This is a genomic window from Streptomyces sp. SAS_272 (assembly GCF_052543235.1).
Genome location: NZ_JBMNDR010000018.1, coordinates 14,130 through 29,852, shown reverse-complemented (window position 1 = coordinate 29,852; position 15,723 = coordinate 14,130). Strand labels below are relative to the sequence as shown.

The 15,723-nt window shown below is 72.5% G+C and carries 14 protein-coding genes, 1 tRNA gene and 1 riboswitch; of the genes, 8 read left to right on the top strand and 7 right to left on the bottom strand.

From position 1 onward, the window contains the following. Positions 1–83 precede the first annotated feature (83 nt). A complete protein-coding gene (locus ACN6LD_RS13520) occupies positions 84–533 on the top strand; it encodes an HIT family protein (RefSeq protein WP_319192661.1) in 450 nt (149 codons plus the stop codon). A 46-nt stretch (positions 534–579) separates the two neighbouring features. Here the strand turns inward: ACN6LD_RS13520 and ACN6LD_RS13515 are convergent, their stop codons facing one another. Next, positions 580–876, bottom strand: a complete 297-nt coding sequence (locus ACN6LD_RS13515; RefSeq protein WP_445043280.1) for a GntR family transcriptional regulator — start codon at positions 874–876, stop codon at positions 580–582. Positions 877–1,034: 158 nt separating this feature from the next. On the opposite strand from ACN6LD_RS13515, the gene ACN6LD_RS13510 reads away from it, so the two are divergent. Further along, positions 1,035–1,382, top strand: coding sequence for a hypothetical protein (locus ACN6LD_RS13510; protein ID WP_319192658.1), 348 nt, complete (start codon positions 1,035–1,037; stop codon positions 1,380–1,382). Continuing rightward, positions 1,379–1,699 carry a hypothetical protein gene (locus tag ACN6LD_RS13505; RefSeq protein ID WP_319192657.1) on the top strand — a complete coding sequence of 107 codons (321 nt, stop codon included), beginning with the start codon at positions 1,379–1,381 and terminating at the stop codon, positions 1,697–1,699. The genes ACN6LD_RS13510 and ACN6LD_RS13505 overlap by 4 nt, the downstream gene beginning before the upstream one ends. Here the strand turns inward: ACN6LD_RS13505 and ACN6LD_RS13500 are convergent. Next, positions 1,686–2,327, bottom strand: a complete 642-nt coding sequence (locus tag ACN6LD_RS13500) for a GTP cyclohydrolase II (RefSeq protein WP_445043279.1) — start codon at positions 2,325–2,327, stop codon at positions 1,686–1,688. The genes ACN6LD_RS13505 and ACN6LD_RS13500 overlap by 14 nt on opposite strands. A 133-nt stretch (positions 2,328–2,460) precedes the next feature. Beyond that, positions 2,461–3,012, bottom strand: a complete 552-nt coding sequence (locus ACN6LD_RS13495) for a MarR family winged helix-turn-helix transcriptional regulator (protein WP_319192652.1) — start codon at positions 3,010–3,012, stop codon at positions 2,461–2,463. An 82-nt stretch (positions 3,013–3,094) separates the two neighbouring features. Between ACN6LD_RS13495 and ACN6LD_RS13490 the strand changes: the two genes are divergently transcribed. The 4 genes from ACN6LD_RS13490 (at position 3,095) to ACN6LD_RS13475 (ending at position 7,079) form a co-directional block, all read left to right on the top strand. Continuing rightward, entirely contained in the window at positions 3,095–4,222 is a 1,128-nt protein-coding gene (locus tag ACN6LD_RS13490) for a dihydrofolate reductase family protein (RefSeq protein WP_319192650.1), read from the top strand. 108 nt (positions 4,223–4,330) lie between these two features. Then, positions 4,331–4,404, top strand: a tRNA-Met gene (locus ACN6LD_RS13485). A gap of 345 nt (positions 4,405–4,749) precedes the next feature. Beyond that, positions 4,750–4,916, top strand: a riboswitch (cyclic di-AMP (ydaO/yuaA leader). A gap of 9 nt (positions 4,917–4,925) precedes the next feature. After that, positions 4,926–5,972, top strand: coding sequence for a M23 family metallopeptidase (locus tag ACN6LD_RS13480; RefSeq protein ID WP_445043278.1), 1,047 nt, complete (start codon positions 4,926–4,928; stop codon positions 5,970–5,972). A 162-nt stretch (positions 5,973–6,134) separates the two neighbouring features. Beyond that, positions 6,135–7,079 carry an aldo/keto reductase gene (locus ACN6LD_RS13475; RefSeq protein WP_445043277.1) on the top strand — a complete coding sequence of 315 codons (945 nt, stop codon included), beginning with the start codon at positions 6,135–6,137 and terminating at the stop codon, positions 7,077–7,079. Between the two features lie 147 nt (positions 7,080–7,226). On the opposite strand, the gene ACN6LD_RS13470 is transcribed toward ACN6LD_RS13475, so the two are convergent. From ACN6LD_RS13470 to ACN6LD_RS13455, 4 genes are all read right to left on the bottom strand, one after another. Next, complete coding sequence (locus ACN6LD_RS13470; RefSeq protein WP_445043276.1) at positions 7,227–8,822, bottom strand: PrsW family intramembrane metalloprotease; 1,596 nt, start codon at positions 8,820–8,822, stop codon at positions 7,227–7,229. Positions 8,823–8,871: 49 nt separating this feature from the next. Beyond that, complete coding sequence (gene trmB / locus ACN6LD_RS13465; RefSeq protein ID WP_415924916.1) at positions 8,872–9,717, bottom strand: tRNA (guanosine(46)-N7)-methyltransferase TrmB; 846 nt, start codon at positions 9,715–9,717, stop codon at positions 8,872–8,874. 291 nt (positions 9,718–10,008) lie between these two features. Continuing rightward, positions 10,009–11,226: an L-2-hydroxyglutarate oxidase gene (gene lhgO, locus ACN6LD_RS13460; protein WP_445043308.1), complete on the bottom strand. Its 1,218-nt coding sequence runs from the start codon at positions 11,224–11,226 to the stop codon at positions 10,009–10,011. Between the two features lie 192 nt (positions 11,227–11,418). Next, positions 11,419–12,843: an MFS transporter gene (locus tag ACN6LD_RS13455; RefSeq protein ID WP_107443239.1), complete on the bottom strand. Its 1,425-nt coding sequence runs from the start codon at positions 12,841–12,843 to the stop codon at positions 11,419–11,421. A gap of 704 nt (positions 12,844–13,547) precedes the next feature. Between ACN6LD_RS13455 and ACN6LD_RS13450 the strand changes: the two genes are divergently transcribed. After that, a complete protein-coding gene (locus tag ACN6LD_RS13450; RefSeq protein ID WP_319192644.1) occupies positions 13,548–15,671 on the top strand; it encodes an asparagine synthase-related protein in 2,124 nt (707 codons plus the stop codon). Positions 15,672–15,723: the final 52 nt, after the last annotated feature.

The window sequence follows — 15,723 nt, the reverse complement described above, 5'->3', positions numbered from 1 at the left end:
AGGGGTCACCCCCTCTGACCTGCCGAGCGGCGCCCGGATCGGCTTCGGCCGACCCGGGCGCCGCTGTTCTACGATCTCGGTTCATGACGACTCCCGACTGCTTCACCTGCAGCAAGGAAGAGCAGTTCGACGACCTTCCGCCACGCGAGTGCGTCGTGCACGACCAGCACTGGCGGGTGGCCCACTCCTTCAACACGGCGGTCCCCGGCTGGCTGGTGCTGCTTCCCCGACGCCACGTCGCCGCAGTCCACGACCTCACCGACGCCGAGGCGTCCACCCTGGGGACGTGGCAGGTCAAGCTCTCCCGGGCGCTCCGCAGCCTGACGGGTTGCGCCAAGACCTACGTCGTCCAATTCGCCGAAGCCGAGGGCTTCGCGCACGTGCACTTCCACATCGTTCCGCGCATGACGGATCTGCCGCCGGAGCATCGTGGGCCCGGCGTCTTCGAGCTGCTCCGGCGGCCCGAGGCGGAGTGGGTGACGGCCGACCAGGCAGACCGGACGGCCCGTCTTCTCCGGGCTCGACTTCAGTGACGGCCGACTGAGTGCGCGGGGGCAGGCCCGGGCGCCGCTTCGTTCGTCAGGCGTCCGGGTCGCTCTCCTGGGGTGCGTCGCCGGGCGGCTGTTCGACGACGAAGGATCCCTTGCCGCGCACCGTGACGATCAGTCCGCGCTCGCGGAGTTCCTGTGCGGCCCTCCGTGCAGTGAGCCGCGCCACGCCGTACTCGTCGGCGAGGTGGTTCTCCGAGGGGATCGGTCTGTCCGGAGCCAGCTCCCCAGCGGCGATCTTCTTGGCGATGACGTCGGCCAGCTGCACGTAGAGAGGCCGCGCGCTCATCGGGTCCAGGGTGGCGTCCGACTCTTCTGTATCGCTCATTTGTCCAACGTAGAGCGGTAATGATGTGCACGATCGTGTGGATCCCTCTCTACTTGTATGTAGAGGGCTATAGACCGGTGTAGCTTCGAAAACGGAAAGACCCCGGCGAGGTGGCTAGACCTCCCGGGGCGTGGCCAACGCCGCAAAGGAGCGTCGACATGCACGACCTTATCCGTCGCACCCTCGAATGGATGCGTCTTCTTCTCGCGCCCGGCACCGGGAAACGGCGTCGCACGCATCGTCAGCGGGCCAGGCTCTGCCTGCACTTCACCGCCGTACGGCATGACCCCGCCCCCGTGGCTCCGCGCCTCCCCCTGCACCGTTCCCCGTACGGTCTCGTCGGCTCTCTCGACGGCGCCGACTCCGTGCTCGTGCGCCCCTATCTCGCCGCGCACGACCGGGAAGCCGCGCTCCGGCAGCGTCGTCGCCTCGCCCTCGTCCTGGCCGCAGACTTCGGGATCGACCTGGACGGGCACCTGATCGGCGCGCAGGAGGCGGCCGCGTGACGAAGCCGGCCTTCTCCTCGTCCCCCCGGCTGCTGCCCTGGCCGTCCCCCGAAGGGAAACCCTGCTACCTGGTGACCGACGACCAGGGCAGCCGCCTCTCCCGTCTCGCCGACGAGCTGGAGGCCCAGCAGCTCGCCACGGCCGAGGATGTGCTCGGCCTCGCCCGCCCGCTGCTGGACGACCCCGCGTCGCCGTACACCGAGGTGCGTTACGCCGGTCTCCGGCTCGCCGAGTGCCTGAGAGACGCCCTGCGCGTCGCGGAGTCCCGGGGCATGCGCCTGCCCGTACCGGAGGCCGAAGGCGTCAGACCGCGCTGAGGCCGGTGAGGGAGGCCAGCGGCAGCGTGTGCTGGGTCTGCAGGACCTTCGCGCGCAGGTAGCGGACGTTGTGCGGGGTGGTGAAGACGCCGGTCGGCACGCGGTCGTGGACGTCGATGCCCAGATCGCGCAACTGCTCTGCCTTGTCGGGGTTGTTGGACAGCAGGTCCAGACTCGTGATGCCGAGGGCGCGCAGCATCTGGGCGGCCGACGTGTAGTCACGGTCGTCCTCGGGCAGGCCGAGCGCGGCGTTCGCCTCGTAGGTGTCGAGGCCCTGGTCCTGGAGGGCGTACGCGTCGAGCTTGTTGTAGAGGCCGATGCCGCGGCCCTCCTGGCGGAGGTAGAGCAGGGCGCCGCCCGTCGCCGCTATCCGCTCGACCGCCTCGCGCAGCTGGGGGCCGCAGTCGCAGCGGGCGGAGCCGAAGGCGTCGCCGGTCAGGCACTCGGAGTGCAGCCGGACCAGCGGGACCGAGCCCGGGGCCGGCTCGCCGAGGACGACGGCGACGTGCTCCTGGCCGTCGACGAGGCCGTGGAAGGTGACCAGTTCGGCGTCGACGGAGTAGCCGTCGTGGAAGCGGAGCGGTACCCGGACGCGGGCGCGCTGGGTGGCGGCGGGGGTGTCGGGCATGAGGGGCTCCCGGGTCCGGAGGGCGTTGACAGGGTGACACTGGGCCGGGTGTTGCTTCAGATTTGAAGCAACTCCGACGAAACGAGACCCTACCCCATGCTTTAAATTTGAAGCAACTGGTTTGTGGTGCGGCTCACGAGACCCCGGAGGCCCCCGGGGTCCCCGGCGTTCCGGAGCAGGGCGACGAACGCCGCCGCCACGGGAGCTCCTCGGGTCCGGCCTCGCCGCCCGCGTCCTCCTGGAAACCCCGGACGACCTGCGTGAAGATCTCCTCGAGCTGGCCCACCTGCTCGGGGGTGAGCCGGTCGAACAGGCCGGCGCGGACCGTCTCGACATGGCCGGGTGCGAGGTTCTGCAGGATCGCCATGCCCTCGTCCGTCAGGACCGCGACGGTGCCGCGCTTGTCCCAGCGGCAGTCCTCGCGCCGCACCAGCCCGTCCTTCTCCAGCCGGGACACCGCATAGGTCAGCCTGCTACGGGTGATCTTCAGCTGCTCCGCGAGCTCGGTCATCCGCAGTCGTCGCTCCGGGATCTCCGAGAGGTTGGCGAGGATGGAGTAGTACAGGTGGGGCATGCCGGCCTCCTGCTGGAGCTGCCGGTCGATCGCGTCCTCCAGCAGGAGGTAGCCGGCAACGTAGGCGCGCCAGGCGCGCTGCTCCTCGGGGGTGAGCCAGCGAGTCGTCATGCACCCAGTGTAGGTTGTTTCAAACTTGAACCAAGACGTCCCGCACCAAGACCGCCGTCGGACCGAGCCCGGGAGCACGTCGATGCCGTACCCGTACGTCCTGCTGTCCGCCGCCGTCTCCCTCGACGGCTTCCTGGACGACACCACGCCCGAACGCCTGCTGCTCTCCAGCCCCGCCGACTTCGACCGCGTCGACGCGGTACGGGCTTCCGTGGACGCCATCCTCATCGGCGCCGGCACCATCCGCGCCGACAACCCCCGGCTCCTGGTGAACTCCCCCGAGCGCCGCGCCGCCCGGGTCGCCGTCGGCCGGCCGGCCTACCCGCTCAAGGTCACCGTCAGCGGCTCCGGCGACCTCGACCCGGCGGCGAACTTCTGGCACACGGGCGGCGAGAAGGTCGTGTACACGACCGAGAAGGGCGCCGAACGGGCCCGCGCGCTCGGCATCGCCGCACACGTCGTCCCGCTCGGCCCCGAACTGGACTGGCGCCGCCTTCTCACCCACCTCCACGACGAGCTCGGCGTCCGGCGTCTCATGGTCGAGGGCGGCGGAACCGTCCACACCCAGCTGCTCCAGCAGGGCCTCGCCGACGAACTCCAGCTCGTCCTCGCCCCGCTGTTCGTGGGCGACCCGGACGCGCCCCGCCTCTTCGGGCCGGGCGCCTACCAGGGCGGACGGCTGCGGCTGGTGGAGACACGGCGCATCGAGGACGTCGTCCTGCACCGCTACGAGCCCACCGCCCCGGGCGCCGGACCGCTCGCCGCCGCTGCCGACCGGCACTGGCTGGCCCTCGCCTGCGAGCTGGCCGCCCAGTGCCCGCCCTCGGACACGGCGTTCAGCGTCGGCGCGGTGATCGTGGCCGCCGACGGGACGGAGCTGGCCCGCGGGCACTCCCGCGAGGGCGGCGACCCGGTCGTGCACGCCGAGGAGGCGGCGCTCGCGAAGCTCGGCCCAGCCGACCCCCGGCTGGCCGCCGCCACCGTCTACAGCAGCCTCGAGCCCTGCGCCCGCCGCTCCTCCCGCCCCGCCCCGTGCGCCCGCCTCATCCTGGACGCCGGCGTGCGCAGGGTGGTCACGGCGTGGCGCGAGCCGGACACCTTCGTGACGGCGGCGGACGGGACCGGCCTGCTGGCCGCCGCGGGCGTCGACGTCCTCGTGCTGCCGGAGTACGAGGAGCGGGCGAAGGCCCCGAACCGGCACCTGGTGTGAGGCCGCGGCGGGAGCCCGGGCCGGGAGCCCGGGCGGGAGTCGCGGCGGGGGCGCGACAAAGCCTGGTTCTGGGCGTCCCCCGGATGACGTACACTGGAGTCACAACGACGCGGGGTGGAGCAGCTCGGTAGCTCGCTGGGCTCATAACCCAGAGGTCGCAGGTTCAAATCCTGTCCCCGCTACTGAAGGCCGAGGGCCGGAATCCGAAAGGGTTCCGGCCCTCGGTGCGTTCGCCCCGTGGCGCGTCCTCGCCCCCGCTTCCTCACTTCCCTCGCGTCCTCGCGCTTTTGTGACGCTGCGTGCGCGCGCGGCCGCCCTGTGCGCCGGCCCCGAGTCGCCGTGTCTACGCGTGTGACGGGTGGGGCATCCTGAACGAGGGTCAACTCGCCCGTTTTTCACCGCTGCTGGCCAGAAAGTCCAGGCCAGAAATGTTGTTGATCAAGCAGAACGGCTTGGAAACGCACCCCCGGGTCTATTAACGTTCGATAACGCAGCGCGGCCGTCCCAGCCGACACCAGAGTCGGCTCCGTGCGCACGCGCCGAATCCCGCAAGGGAACCGGGGAACCACCACCTTGGGGTGAATCACGCGGAAGCCTCCGTGAACTCGCAGAGTCCACGGCCGGTATACGCGCGTAGGAGACCTTCCGACTCCGAACCCGTCAGCTAACCCGGTAGGCGACGGAAGGAAAGGAGTGCGCCCGCGTGGCGTCCAACCCGCCGGCCCCCGAGGCCCCGTACGCGCCGGTCCAGTCCCCCACCGACACCTTCGGCTACGGCGGCTACCGCACCGACGAGGGCCCCTGGGAGGAGTGGAACCCCACCGCGGAGTCCATTCGCCCGGTACGCGGCAAGCACCGCGTCGCCAAGCAGCGCGGCGGCGGATTCGCCCGCAGCTCCACCGTCCTCGGCGTCGGCGTCATAGCCGCCGTGAGCGCGGGCGGGATGGCCAGCGCCAACACCGGCAAGGCCCCGGTCTCCATCTCCATGCCGGACCTGCCGGGCGTGGGCTCGCTGATCTCCGACGACAAGCCCGCCCCGGAAGCCGCGTCCGCTCTGGCGAGCTTCGGCTCCGAGGCCGCCGTCGATGCCGACGCCGACGCCGACGCCGACGCCGACCAGAGCGTCGCCGACGCCGGCGAGGCCCTGCGCAGCCGCATCATGGCCCAGGCCGAGTCGCAGAAGACCCAGGTCGAGGTCAAGGCCGCCGCCGCGGCCGCCAAGGCGAAGGCCGACGCCGTCGTCAAGGCCGAGAAGGAGGCGGAGGCCAAGGCCGCCGCCGCGAAGAAGAAGGCCGCCGAGGAGGCCGCCGCCAAGGTCGAGGCCGCGCGCCTGGCCGAGCTGGCCAAGCAGTACACGCTGCCGACCTCCTCGTACACCATCACCTCGACGTTCGGCCAGGCCGGCTCCCTGTGGTCCTCCGGCTACCACACCGGACTCGACTTCGCCGCGCCCACCGGCACGCTCATCAAGGCCGTCCACAGCGGCACCGTCACCGAGGCGGGCTGGGCCGGCGCCTACGGCTACCGCACCATCCTGACCCTGGACGACGGCACCGAACTCTGGTTCTGCCACCAGTCGTCGATCAGCGTCAGCGTCGGCCAGAAGGTCGCCACCGGTGACGTGATCGGCCGCGTGGGCGCCACCGGGAACGTCACCGGGGCGCACCTGCACCTCGAGGTCCACGCGAACGGCAACGCCGAGGGCATCGACCCGGCGGCCTGGCTGCGCAGCAAGGGCCTCAACCCCTGAGCCGTGCCTCGAGGAGGCCTGAGTCGTCTCTCGAGGAGCTCTGAGGACCATCGAGCAACGGCAGCCCTGACGGCCACCCCCGACGTCAGGGCTGCCGCTTGTTCATCTGTTCTTCGTGTCACGCGAGGAATGGCGTGCCTGCCGCGTCCGTTGAGACGAAGCATGACTTCCCTACGCACCATCGGCTCCTCCGACCTCAAGGTCTTCCCGCTCGCCCTCGGCGGCAACGTCTTCGGCTGGACCGCGGACGAGGCGGCCTCCTTCGCCGTCCTCGACGCCTACACGGCCGCGGGCGGCAACTTCGTCGACACCGCCGACTCCTACTCCGCGTGGGTCGAGGGCAACAGCGGCGGTGAGTCCGAGACCGTCATCGGCAAGTGGCTGAAGGCCCGCGGCAACCGCGACGACGTCGTGATCGCCACCAAGGTCAGCCAGCACCCCGACTTCCCCGGTCTGTCCGCCGACAACATCAAGGCCGCCGCCGACGCCTCCCTGCGCCGCCTCGGCACCGACCACATCGACCTCTACTACACGCACTTCGACAAGACCGAGGTGCCCGTCGAAGAGATCGTCGGCGCGCTCGACGAGCTGGTGAAGGCGGGCAAGGTGCGGCACATCGCCGCCTCCAACATCTCGCCCGAACGCCTCCGGGAGTCCCTGGAGTTCTCCGACCGCGAGGGACTCGCCCGGTACGTCGCCCTCCAGCCCCACTACAACCTGGTCTCGCGCGACACCTACGAGGGCGGCCTCCAGGATCTCGCCGCCCGCTTCGGCCTCGCCGCCGTCCCGTACTTCGCGCTGGCCTCCGGCTTCCTCACCGGCAAGTACCGGCCCGGCACCACGGTCGAGAGCGCCCGCGCGGGCAGCGCCGCCAAGCACCTCGACACGGCTCGGGGCCGCAGCGTCCTCGCCGTGCTGGACGAGATCGCCGGCGCCCACGACGCCCAGGTGGCCACGGTCGCCCTGGCGTGGCTCGCCGCGCAGCCGACGGTGGCCGCGCCGATCGCCTCCGCCCGCACGGTCGAGCAGCTCCCGGCGCTGCTGGCGGTGGCGGACCTGGAACTGACGGAGGCGGAGGTCACCCGCCTGACCCAGGCGTCGGCATGAACTGATCGGCGCGTCCGGCCTGTCGTGCTGACTCCAGACGGGTTCGGCGCGTCCGGCCTGTCGTTCTGATTCGTGACGGGTTCGGCGTGCCCGGGCTGTCCGATCAGCGTGAGGTGGCCGGCCGCTGGTGCGTGACGCTGGGCGGCTCTACTGGTGAGGGTTGGCCGCGGGGTGGGGGCCCGGTGGATATCCGTAGCCGTACCCGTATCCGGGCTCTTGACCGTGCCCGTATCCGTACCCGGGCGTGTGGCCGTTCCTGTGGTCGTTTCCGGGGGAGTGCGGCCGGCCGCCGTACGCCGGGCTCTGGCTGTACGCCGGGCCTTGCCCGTACGCCGGGCCTTGCCCGTACGCCGGGCCCGGCCCGTACGCCGGGCCGCCCTGCCCGTATCCCTGCGTCGGGCCGTACGCCTGCCCCGGTGGGCCGTACCCCGGGCCCAGGCCCTGGCCCTGGCCGTACCCGTAGGCCCCGTACGCCGGCCAGGGCGGCGGGGGCATCCGTACCGGAGGGGCCGTCATGCGGGCCGCGTGGTCCAGGGCGGGGCGGGCGACGTCCTTCCGCCGCCACAGCTCGTTCAGCAACTCCCGTTCGCGGACCAGGAAATCGGCCCCGGCCCGCCCCTGCCGGCCGCGGTGACGCAGGAACGCGAGGGATGTCGCGTACGCCTCGTACTGGGCCACCGCGCGAGCCGCCGGCCTGCCGAGGTGACGCCCGGCGTACACCCGGGCCAGCCGCCGGGCCCGCATCGAGCCGAGTGCGAACGGCTCGGCCGGGGTGAGCCAGCCGGCGGCCGCGTAGGCGGGCAGTTCCTCGCGCACCGTGCGCAGCTCGCGCTGGCGTGTCCACACCACCAGCCAGGTCAGCAGTCCGAACGCGGGCACCATGATCGCCGCGTACACCGCGAGGAACCCGAGCTCGCCGAAGGACGAGGAGCCGTTCCACAGGGCGTGCATGCCCATCGCGAGGAGCAGCCCGCACAGCGGAAGGAGCACACGCCGCGTGTGCTGACGCTCCCCGGAGAGCGCGGCGAAGCCGAAGCCGATGCCGGTCAGGACGGTGAACAGGGGGTGCGCGAACGGCGACATGACGACGCGCACGAAGAAGGTCGCGGCGGTGACGGAGGCGATGCCGCTGTCGCCCGTGAGCTGGTCGGTTCCGAAGGCGGTGCCGAGGTAGAGGATGTTCTCGGTGAAGGCGAAGCCGGTGGCGGTGATCCCGGCTATCACCACGCCGTCGACGATGCCGGTGAAGTCCCGCCGGCGGAAGAGGAAGACGAGCAGGACGGCCGCGGCCTTGGCGGACTCCTCGACGACCGGCGCTATGACGGTCGCGCCGAGGGTGTCGGCGCCGGACGGGTCCGCGGTCGCGGTGGCTATCCATCTGGTCGCGAAACTGTTGGCGATGATGGCTATCAGCGCCGCCGCGCACGCGCCCCAGGCGAAGGCGAAGAGCAGGTTCCGCCACGGGCCGGGCTCGACCCGGTCGAGCCACCGGAAGGCGGCGACGAGCAGCGGCACGGGCAGCACGGCGAGCCCCAGCCCCACGAGGAGACCCTCGGTGCCGGTCTGTTCGCGGACCAGGGCGAGGATGACCAGCCCGGACAGGGCGAGCAGGGTGATCAGTGCGCCGTACCGGACCCACCTGTGCTGCCACCAGTGAGCGTGCCGGAGCACACCGCCCTCGGGCCCGCCGCCGGGATGCGGCGGCTGCGGTGGACTGGGCGGAAACGGGGAACTGATGGCCACGGCATCGACCCTAACGAGGGAGGGGACTGTGGTGGAGGGAATTGTTCGGTCAGTGATCCCCGGGCTGGACGCGATCCTGTACGCGCCGGAAGAGCAGATCGTTCACCACGTGACCCTTGTCCAGCCCCTGGCCCTCGAAACGGGTCAGCGGCCGGAAGTCGGGGCGCGGCGCGAACCCGCCGTCGGCCCGGGTGTTCTCGAAGTCGGGGTGCGCGGTCAGCACCTCGAGCATCTGCTCCGCGTACGGCTCCCAGTCGGTCGCGCAGTGCACGAGCGCGCCCGGCTTCAGCCGTGTCGCCGCAAGGTCGAGGAACTCGGGCTGGATCAGCCGCCGCTTGTGGTGGCGCTTCTTGGGCCAGGGGTCGGGGAAGTAGACGCGCAGCCCGTCGAGCGAGTCCGGCGGCAGCATCTCGCGCAGCAAAATGATCGCGTCGCCGTTGGCGACCCGGACGTTGGTCAGCGCGTTGCGGTCGGCGAGGCTGAGCAGGTTGCCCTGGCCGGGCGTGTGCACATCCACCGCGAGGATGTCGGTGCCGGGGTCGGCGGCGGCCATCTGCGCGGTCGCCTCGCCCATGCCGAAACCGATCTCCACCACGACGGGGCGGTCTCCCGCGCCGAACAGCTCGGCGAGGTCCACCGGACGGCCGTCGATGTCCAGCCCCCACTTCGCCCACAGCCGCTGCAGCGCGTCCGCCTGCCCGGCCGTCACCCGGCTGCGCCGGGGCTGGAAGCTGCGGATCCGCCGCTCGAAGTGAGAACCGGCGGGATCGGCCCGCGGCCCGTCGGGGAACCGCGGCTCCCCCTTGGCGCGGGTATGCCGAACGGGCTCCCCCGGGTGGTGCTCACCACGCGGAGAGGACGGGGGGACATCGGGAACACTCACGGAATCAGACACAGTGGGGTCGATTTTACGGGGCCTGCGCGAACGCACGGAGCCCACGTGCTCCCCGGCCCGGTCCCTCCCGGTCCGTGTCCGGTCCCTCCGTGCCCCGTCACTCGGGGACCGGTGCCGTCCTTCCCTGTCCGGTCCTTCCCTGTCCGGTCCCCCCGCGTCCGGTCCCTCTCTGTCCGGTCCCCCCGCGTCCGGTCCCTCTCTGTCCGGTCCCTCCGCGTCTGGTCCCTCCGGGGCCGGTGCCGTCCCTCCGGACCGGTCGGGTGGCCGCGTTCCGCACGACGTGCGGCCGCCTCACGCGTCGGCCAGTGCGCTCAAGGCTCTGCGGGCCACCTCGCGGCCGATCGGCAGGGAAGCCGTCGCCGCCGGTGAGGGCGCGTTCAGCACGTGGACCGTCCGGGGGCCCTCCCGGATCAGGAAGTCGTCCACCAGGCCGCCGTCGCGCAGGACCGCCTGCGCGCGGACGCCGGCCGCCGTCGGCACCAGGTCGGTCTCCTCCACCGCGGGAAGCATTCTGCGCACGGCGTCCACGAAGGCGCCCTTCGAGACCGACCGCCGCAGCTCGCCCAGGCCGTACCGCCAGTGCCGGCGGCCCATCCGCCACACGCCGGGCCACGCCGCCGTCGCCACGGCCTCCCGGGGATTCACGACGCCCCAGCCGTATCCCTCCCGGGCCAGCGCCGGCACCGCATTGGGGCCGACGTGCACACCTCCGTCGATGCCCCTGGTCAGATGCACGCCGAGGAACGGGAAGGCGGGATCGGGCACCGGGTAGACCAGCCCGCGCACCAGCTCCGGCCGCGCCAGCTCGTAGTACTCGCCCCGGAACGGGACGATCCGCACCTCCGGCTCGTCGCCGGTCAGCCGGGCGATCTCGTCGCAGTAAAGCCCTGCGCAGTTCACCAGCACCCGGGCCCGTACGACGTCGCCCCGGGCGGTGAGCACGGCGACTCCGCGCTCCGGCCGCCGGTCGATCCGCACCACGCGCGCGCCGTACCGGATCTCCGCCCCGGACGCCTCACCCAGCTGCTGGGCGACGGCCGTGTAGTCGCAGACGCCCGTCGTCCGCACGTGTATGGCGGCGAGACCCTGCACCTCGGGCTCGTACTCCGCGATCTGGGCGGCGCCCAGTTCCCGCACGGTAATACCGTTCTCCCGGCCGCGCTGGACGAGCCCGTGCAGCCGGGGCAGCTCGGACCGCTCCGTGGCGACGATCAGCTTGCCGGTGACGGCGTGGGCGATGCCGTACTCCGCGCAGAACTTCGTCATCTCGGCGGCGCCGCGCACCGCGTACCGCGCCTTCAGGGTGCCCGGCCGGTAGTAGATCCCGCTGTGGATGACCCCGCTGTTGCGGCCGGTCTGGTGGCGGGCCACCCCGGGCTCCTTCTCCAGCACCGTGACCCGTGTGCCCGGCGCGGCCCGCGTGATCGCATACGCCGTGGCCAGCCCCACGATGCCGCCGCCCACCACGAGCACGTCACAGTCGTAAGCGATCTTCGGCACGTGCACCACCTCCCGGCTTCGATAGTGCACTGCGCCACTGACAATCTCTTCAAACCCGACGCGGGACGGCACTCCTCCACGGAGTGGTGACCCGCGCGGCCGGCCCCGAAGCGTCAGCCTCCGCAAAGGGGCGGAAAGCGGTGAGAACCGGAGCGACGGCCGGATGCGGCCGATCAGGGACCCCCGCTCCGCGCGGAACGCTCACGCGGGGGTCATGAGTAACGGCCGCGCCCTCTCCCGCAGCTCCACCACCCGCGGCTCGTCCCCATAGGGCTCCAGCCGGTGCAGCAGGTCCTTCACGTACTCCGTGGTCCGGGCGGACGAGATGCGGCCGGCCACCTCCACCGCGCGCACGCCCTGCTCGCAGGCCGCGTCCAGGTTGCCCGACTCCAGTTCCGCGACCGCCGAGACGACGAGCCGCAGCCCGTGCGAGCGCACGAACTCCTCCGTCGGCTGCGACAGCGCCTGCTCGGTGAATCTGCGTACCTGACGCGGAGCCTTCAGGTCGCGGTAGCACTCGGCGGCGTCGGCGGCGAACCGGTCGTACGAGTAGAAGCCCAGCCAGGACGGATCGTGGTCGCCGTCACGGGAGCGCTCCAGCCAGCCCTCGGACGCCTTCAGCGCCGCGCCCGCGGCATGCGCGTCCCCCGCGCGTGCGTGGGCGCGTGCCTCCACCAGCCGGAAGAAGCTCATGGTGCGAGCCGTGGCCAGCCCCCGATTGCGCTCCAGAGCCGCCTGCGCGAGGTCGACGCCCTCGTCGCCGAAACCGCGGTACGTAGCCTGGAGGGACATGGAGGCCAGGACGTAACCCCCGAGGGGTACGTCGGCCGCCGCGCGGGCCAGCCGCAGCGCCTGGATGTAGTACCGCTGCGCGGCCTCCTGCTGGCCGGTGTCGAAGGCCATCCACCCCGCCAGCCGCGTCAGTTCGGCGCTCGCGCCGAACAGCGCCCGGCCGACCTCGTCGGAGTACGAGCCGAGCAGCAGCGGCGCCGCCTCCACCCGCAGGCACTCCGGGACCATCGACGAACGCCAGTCGCCGCCGCCGTACTTGGAGTCCCAGCGTCTGGCGTCCTCGGCGGCCTCCCGCAGCTTCTGCACATCGCTGTGGCCGACTTTGAGCGGTGCGCCGGACCCTTCCAGCAGGTGTACGTCGCGGGCGACCGAACTGTCGGCCGGGGTTATCAGCCATCGTGAGGCGGGCGTTGCGTACGCGCTTACTGCGAACGATCCGGCCAGCGACTGCCAGATGCCTCCCGAGCCGGCCCGGCGGCCCGCGAGATCGAGGCGGTAGAGGTCGGTGGCCGAGCGCACGGCCTGGCCGACGTCCCTGGGGAAGGCGAGGCCCACCTCGGGAGCGGGATCCGCGTCCGCCAGGCCGATCTCGTGGAGCGGCACCGGACGGCCGAGCTTCTGCCCTATGGCGGCCGCGATGAGGTGCGGTGCGGCGCCCTGCGGCACCATGCCCTTCGACACCCAGCGCGCCACGGACGTCTTGTCGTAGCGAAGAGTCAACCCGCGTTGGGCGCCAAGGTCGTTGACGCGTCGCGCGAGTCCTGCGTTGCTGATTCCCGCGAGGGCGAGAACGGCGCCGAGTTTTTCGTTCGGCCCGCGTTGCTCCCTGGACATTGCGCCACCCCTCGACACAGACGGCTGCCGCGCTGGCATAACCATGCGGCATTCGTAAACCCAGCGTAGTTCGCCGCATCCCAAGCGTTAAGGGGCATTCTTCCGGTTGGCGGGATTGTGGTCCGTACGGAAGTGCGGGGGCAGGTACGGACCGTCGCGGCGTGCTCCCGCCCGTGTGGCCGTGCGCCCGGCCGTGCGCTCTTCTCCGGCCATGGGGCGAGCGGTTCCATGGGTCGTGCGTGGGTCGGCCCGCTGTACTGGATCCAGTGGGCTGGGGGACACCGCCGCCTTCATCCCCGCGGGCGGCGGAGCGGTCCGGGAGGCGCCTTCCGTCTCCCGGGCCGGCGCGGGTTTGCAAGGGCACGCGCGTGCACGGAGCGTTGTGGGAGCCTGCGCCGAGGGCCTCCAACGCCGGGCACGCCCGCGGTATTTGGCCGAAAATCGCCCCCGCGTTCCGTGCGGGACAACGCCTCTCACCACGGAAATCGAGGGCGCGCGCGGCGTCCTGGGGGAGCGTACCGGGGGCGCATTCACGTCGCAGACACCAGGGTGCACATCACCGCACCCATCGGCGCCGACGTCTTCACACTGGCGCATTCCACGGATCGCGAGCGGCGTCGCCCCCGTCCGCGGCGCGTTCTTCGTGGCAGCATGTGAACCGTTCTTACGGTGCACTCGGTTGTCCACAGCCTGTGGAGGCGTCGATGCGGTGGTTGGTGGGATGGAGCAGCACCGCCGCGGGCGCGTCGGGCGGGTCCGTCGGCTATGACGGCCGGCACGACGCCGACGCGGCGGCGTACGGGGCCCAAGTCGGCTACGAGGGCGAGACGTTGCAGCCGGTGGGCTCCCATCTCCTGTGGGGCGACCCCGATCCGCTGTGGGCGGTCGGCGACTGGCGCCCCGACGAAGTGCGGGTGGTGTCGGCCGACGCGCAGAACCGGATCGCGGTGCTCGGCACGTGCGGTGCGACCGACGAGCAGCTGCGCATCGGGCTGTCCGCCGCGCGCGGAGGGGCACTTCGGCATCTGACGGCCTGGCCGGGCAGCTACACGGCGGTCGTGCGGGTCGGCCGCAGGCTCACCGTCTGCGGGGATCTGGCGGGCGCGCGCCCGGTGTTCCACACCCCCTGGGAGGGCGGCACCGCGTACGCCACGGCCGCGCTGCCGCTGGCCGATCTCGTCGAGGCCAACCTCGACTTCGGCCACCTGGCTGCCCTGCTCGCCGCTCCCGACGTGCCGGCGGCCCTGCACGACTCCACTCCGTACGACGGCGTGCGACGCGTGCCCCCGGGGCACGCGCTGATCCTGCGCGCCGGGGCGCGCGAGATCGCCGGATACGAACCGGTGGCCTCCCTCGCCGTGGCGGCGCCGCCGGCCGATCCCGACAGCGCGGTCGACGCCGTGCGCGACGCCCTCGTCGAAGCGGTGCGCGCGCGTCTTTCCGCGCCCCGGCACGTTCCCGACATCGACCCCGGCCCGGTGCCCGGCATGGGCCCCGCCGAACGGCGTGCCGCGCGCGGGATGCCGATGCCCGGCATCGGCGCCGACCTCTCCGGCGGACCGGCCTCCGGCACGCTGGCACTCCTCGCGGCGGGTCTGCCCGGCATGCCGGGCACGCTGCTCGGCCACGGCACGGGCGCGGGCGAGCGGCTGCTGGCCGTCACCTTCAACGACCTGGCCGTCGGCGGAGGCGAGGACGAACTGCAGCGGGCCGGCGCCCTCGCGGCCGGCCCCCGCCTGCACCACGTCGTGGCGGCGGGCGCCGAGGAGACCCTGCCGTACGCCGACATGGACGGTCCGCTGACCGACGAACCGGGCCCCAGCCTGGTCATGGTCGCCCGGCACCGCGCACGGCTCGCGGCGGGCAGCGCGGACCACTTCACGGGCTACGGCGCCCGCCAGGTCCTGGACGCCCACCCGGCCCGCCTGGCCGACCTGTTGATGGACCGCAAACGCCGGCACCTCGTGCGGCCCGTGGCAGCGCTCACCAAGGCCGACGGCTCCGTGCTCGTCCCCGCGCGCGTGTACGGCGCGGCCCGGCGGCTGGCCCGCACGCCGTACCGCGCGGGCGTGGAGGGTCTCGCCGAACGGCTTCTGCACCGCAGGTTCGGCGCCGACGGCTCCGGAGGCGCCCTGGGGGCGTCCCTGGCCGCCCTGACGTGGGGCGGAGCAGGCCCTGCCGCACGCTGGCTGACAGGCGAGGCGCTCGCTGAAGTATCGGTTCGCCTGCAGAGTGCCGCGCACCGCACCGGCGGCGGACCCGGCCAGCGCCCGGGCGAATACCGCGCGCGTGCGGCCCTCACCCGGCACGCCATGGACCTGCGGGTCCTGGAACAGGCCGCGGAGATCCGCTCCCAGCGACTGCACGCGCCGTTCCTCGACAACCAGGTCGTCCGCGCCTGCCGGGCGCTCCCCGAGACCCTGCGCGTGCAACCCGGGGCGCGCGCCGCGATCCTGCGCACCGTCCTGAAGGGCGCGGGCGTCACCGACCTGCCTCCCGGCTGGGGCGCCCCCTCGCAGGCCTCCGCGTCCGCCGCCGCCCGGGCGGGCCTGCGCATGGCCATCGACCCTCTCCTCAGCCTCTTCGAGGCCCCGCTGCTCGCGGAAGCGGGGCTGATCGAGGCGAGAGTCGTCCGCAGGGCCCTGCGCGCCGCGGCTGCGGGCGAGCCCCTTCCCCTGGACGGCCTCGCCGACCTGATCTCCCTGGAGATCTGGCTCCGCCGGCTGCTCTCCCGCCGGGGCACCTGCTGGACCGGCACCCCGGCACGCGCGCGTGCCGTGCCCGCGGGCATCGCTCCCCAGAGACGGGCGGTCTCCTCCGGGGGGTGACGGATGGTCTCTTCCGGAGGGTGCGCGGTCTTCTTGGGGGGGTGGCGGGCGG

Bases quoted from the DNA above. Each gene is read 5' to 3' on its own strand.
- ACN6LD_RS13520 (WP_319192661.1), top strand. From the start codon at position 84: ATGACGACTCCCGACTGCTTCACCTGCAGCAAGGAAGAGCAGTTCGAC.
- ACN6LD_RS13515 (WP_445043280.1), bottom strand. From the start codon at position 876: ATGAGCGATACAGAAGAGTCGGACGCCACCCTGGACCCGATGAGCGCG.
- ACN6LD_RS13510 (WP_319192658.1), top strand. From the start codon at position 1,035: ATGCACGACCTTATCCGTCGCACCCTCGAATGGATGCGTCTTCTTCTC.
- ACN6LD_RS13500 (WP_445043279.1), bottom strand. From the start codon at position 2,327: ATGCCCGACACCCCCGCCGCCACCCAGCGCGCCCGCGTCCGGGTACCG.
- ACN6LD_RS13495 (WP_319192652.1), bottom strand. From the start codon at position 3,012: ATGACGACTCGCTGGCTCACCCCCGAGGAGCAGCGCGCCTGGCGCGCC.
- ACN6LD_RS13490 (WP_319192650.1), top strand. From the start codon at position 3,095: ATGCCGTACCCGTACGTCCTGCTGTCCGCCGCCGTCTCCCTCGACGGC.
- ACN6LD_RS13475 (WP_445043277.1), top strand. From the start codon at position 6,135: ATGACTTCCCTACGCACCATCGGCTCCTCCGACCTCAAGGTCTTCCCG.
- ACN6LD_RS13455 (WP_107443239.1), bottom strand. From the start codon at position 12,843: ATGTCCAGGGAGCAACGCGGGCCGAACGAAAAACTCGGCGCCGTTCTC.
- ACN6LD_RS13450 (WP_319192644.1), top strand. From the start codon at position 13,548: ATGCGGTGGTTGGTGGGATGGAGCAGCACCGCCGCGGGCGCGTCGGGC.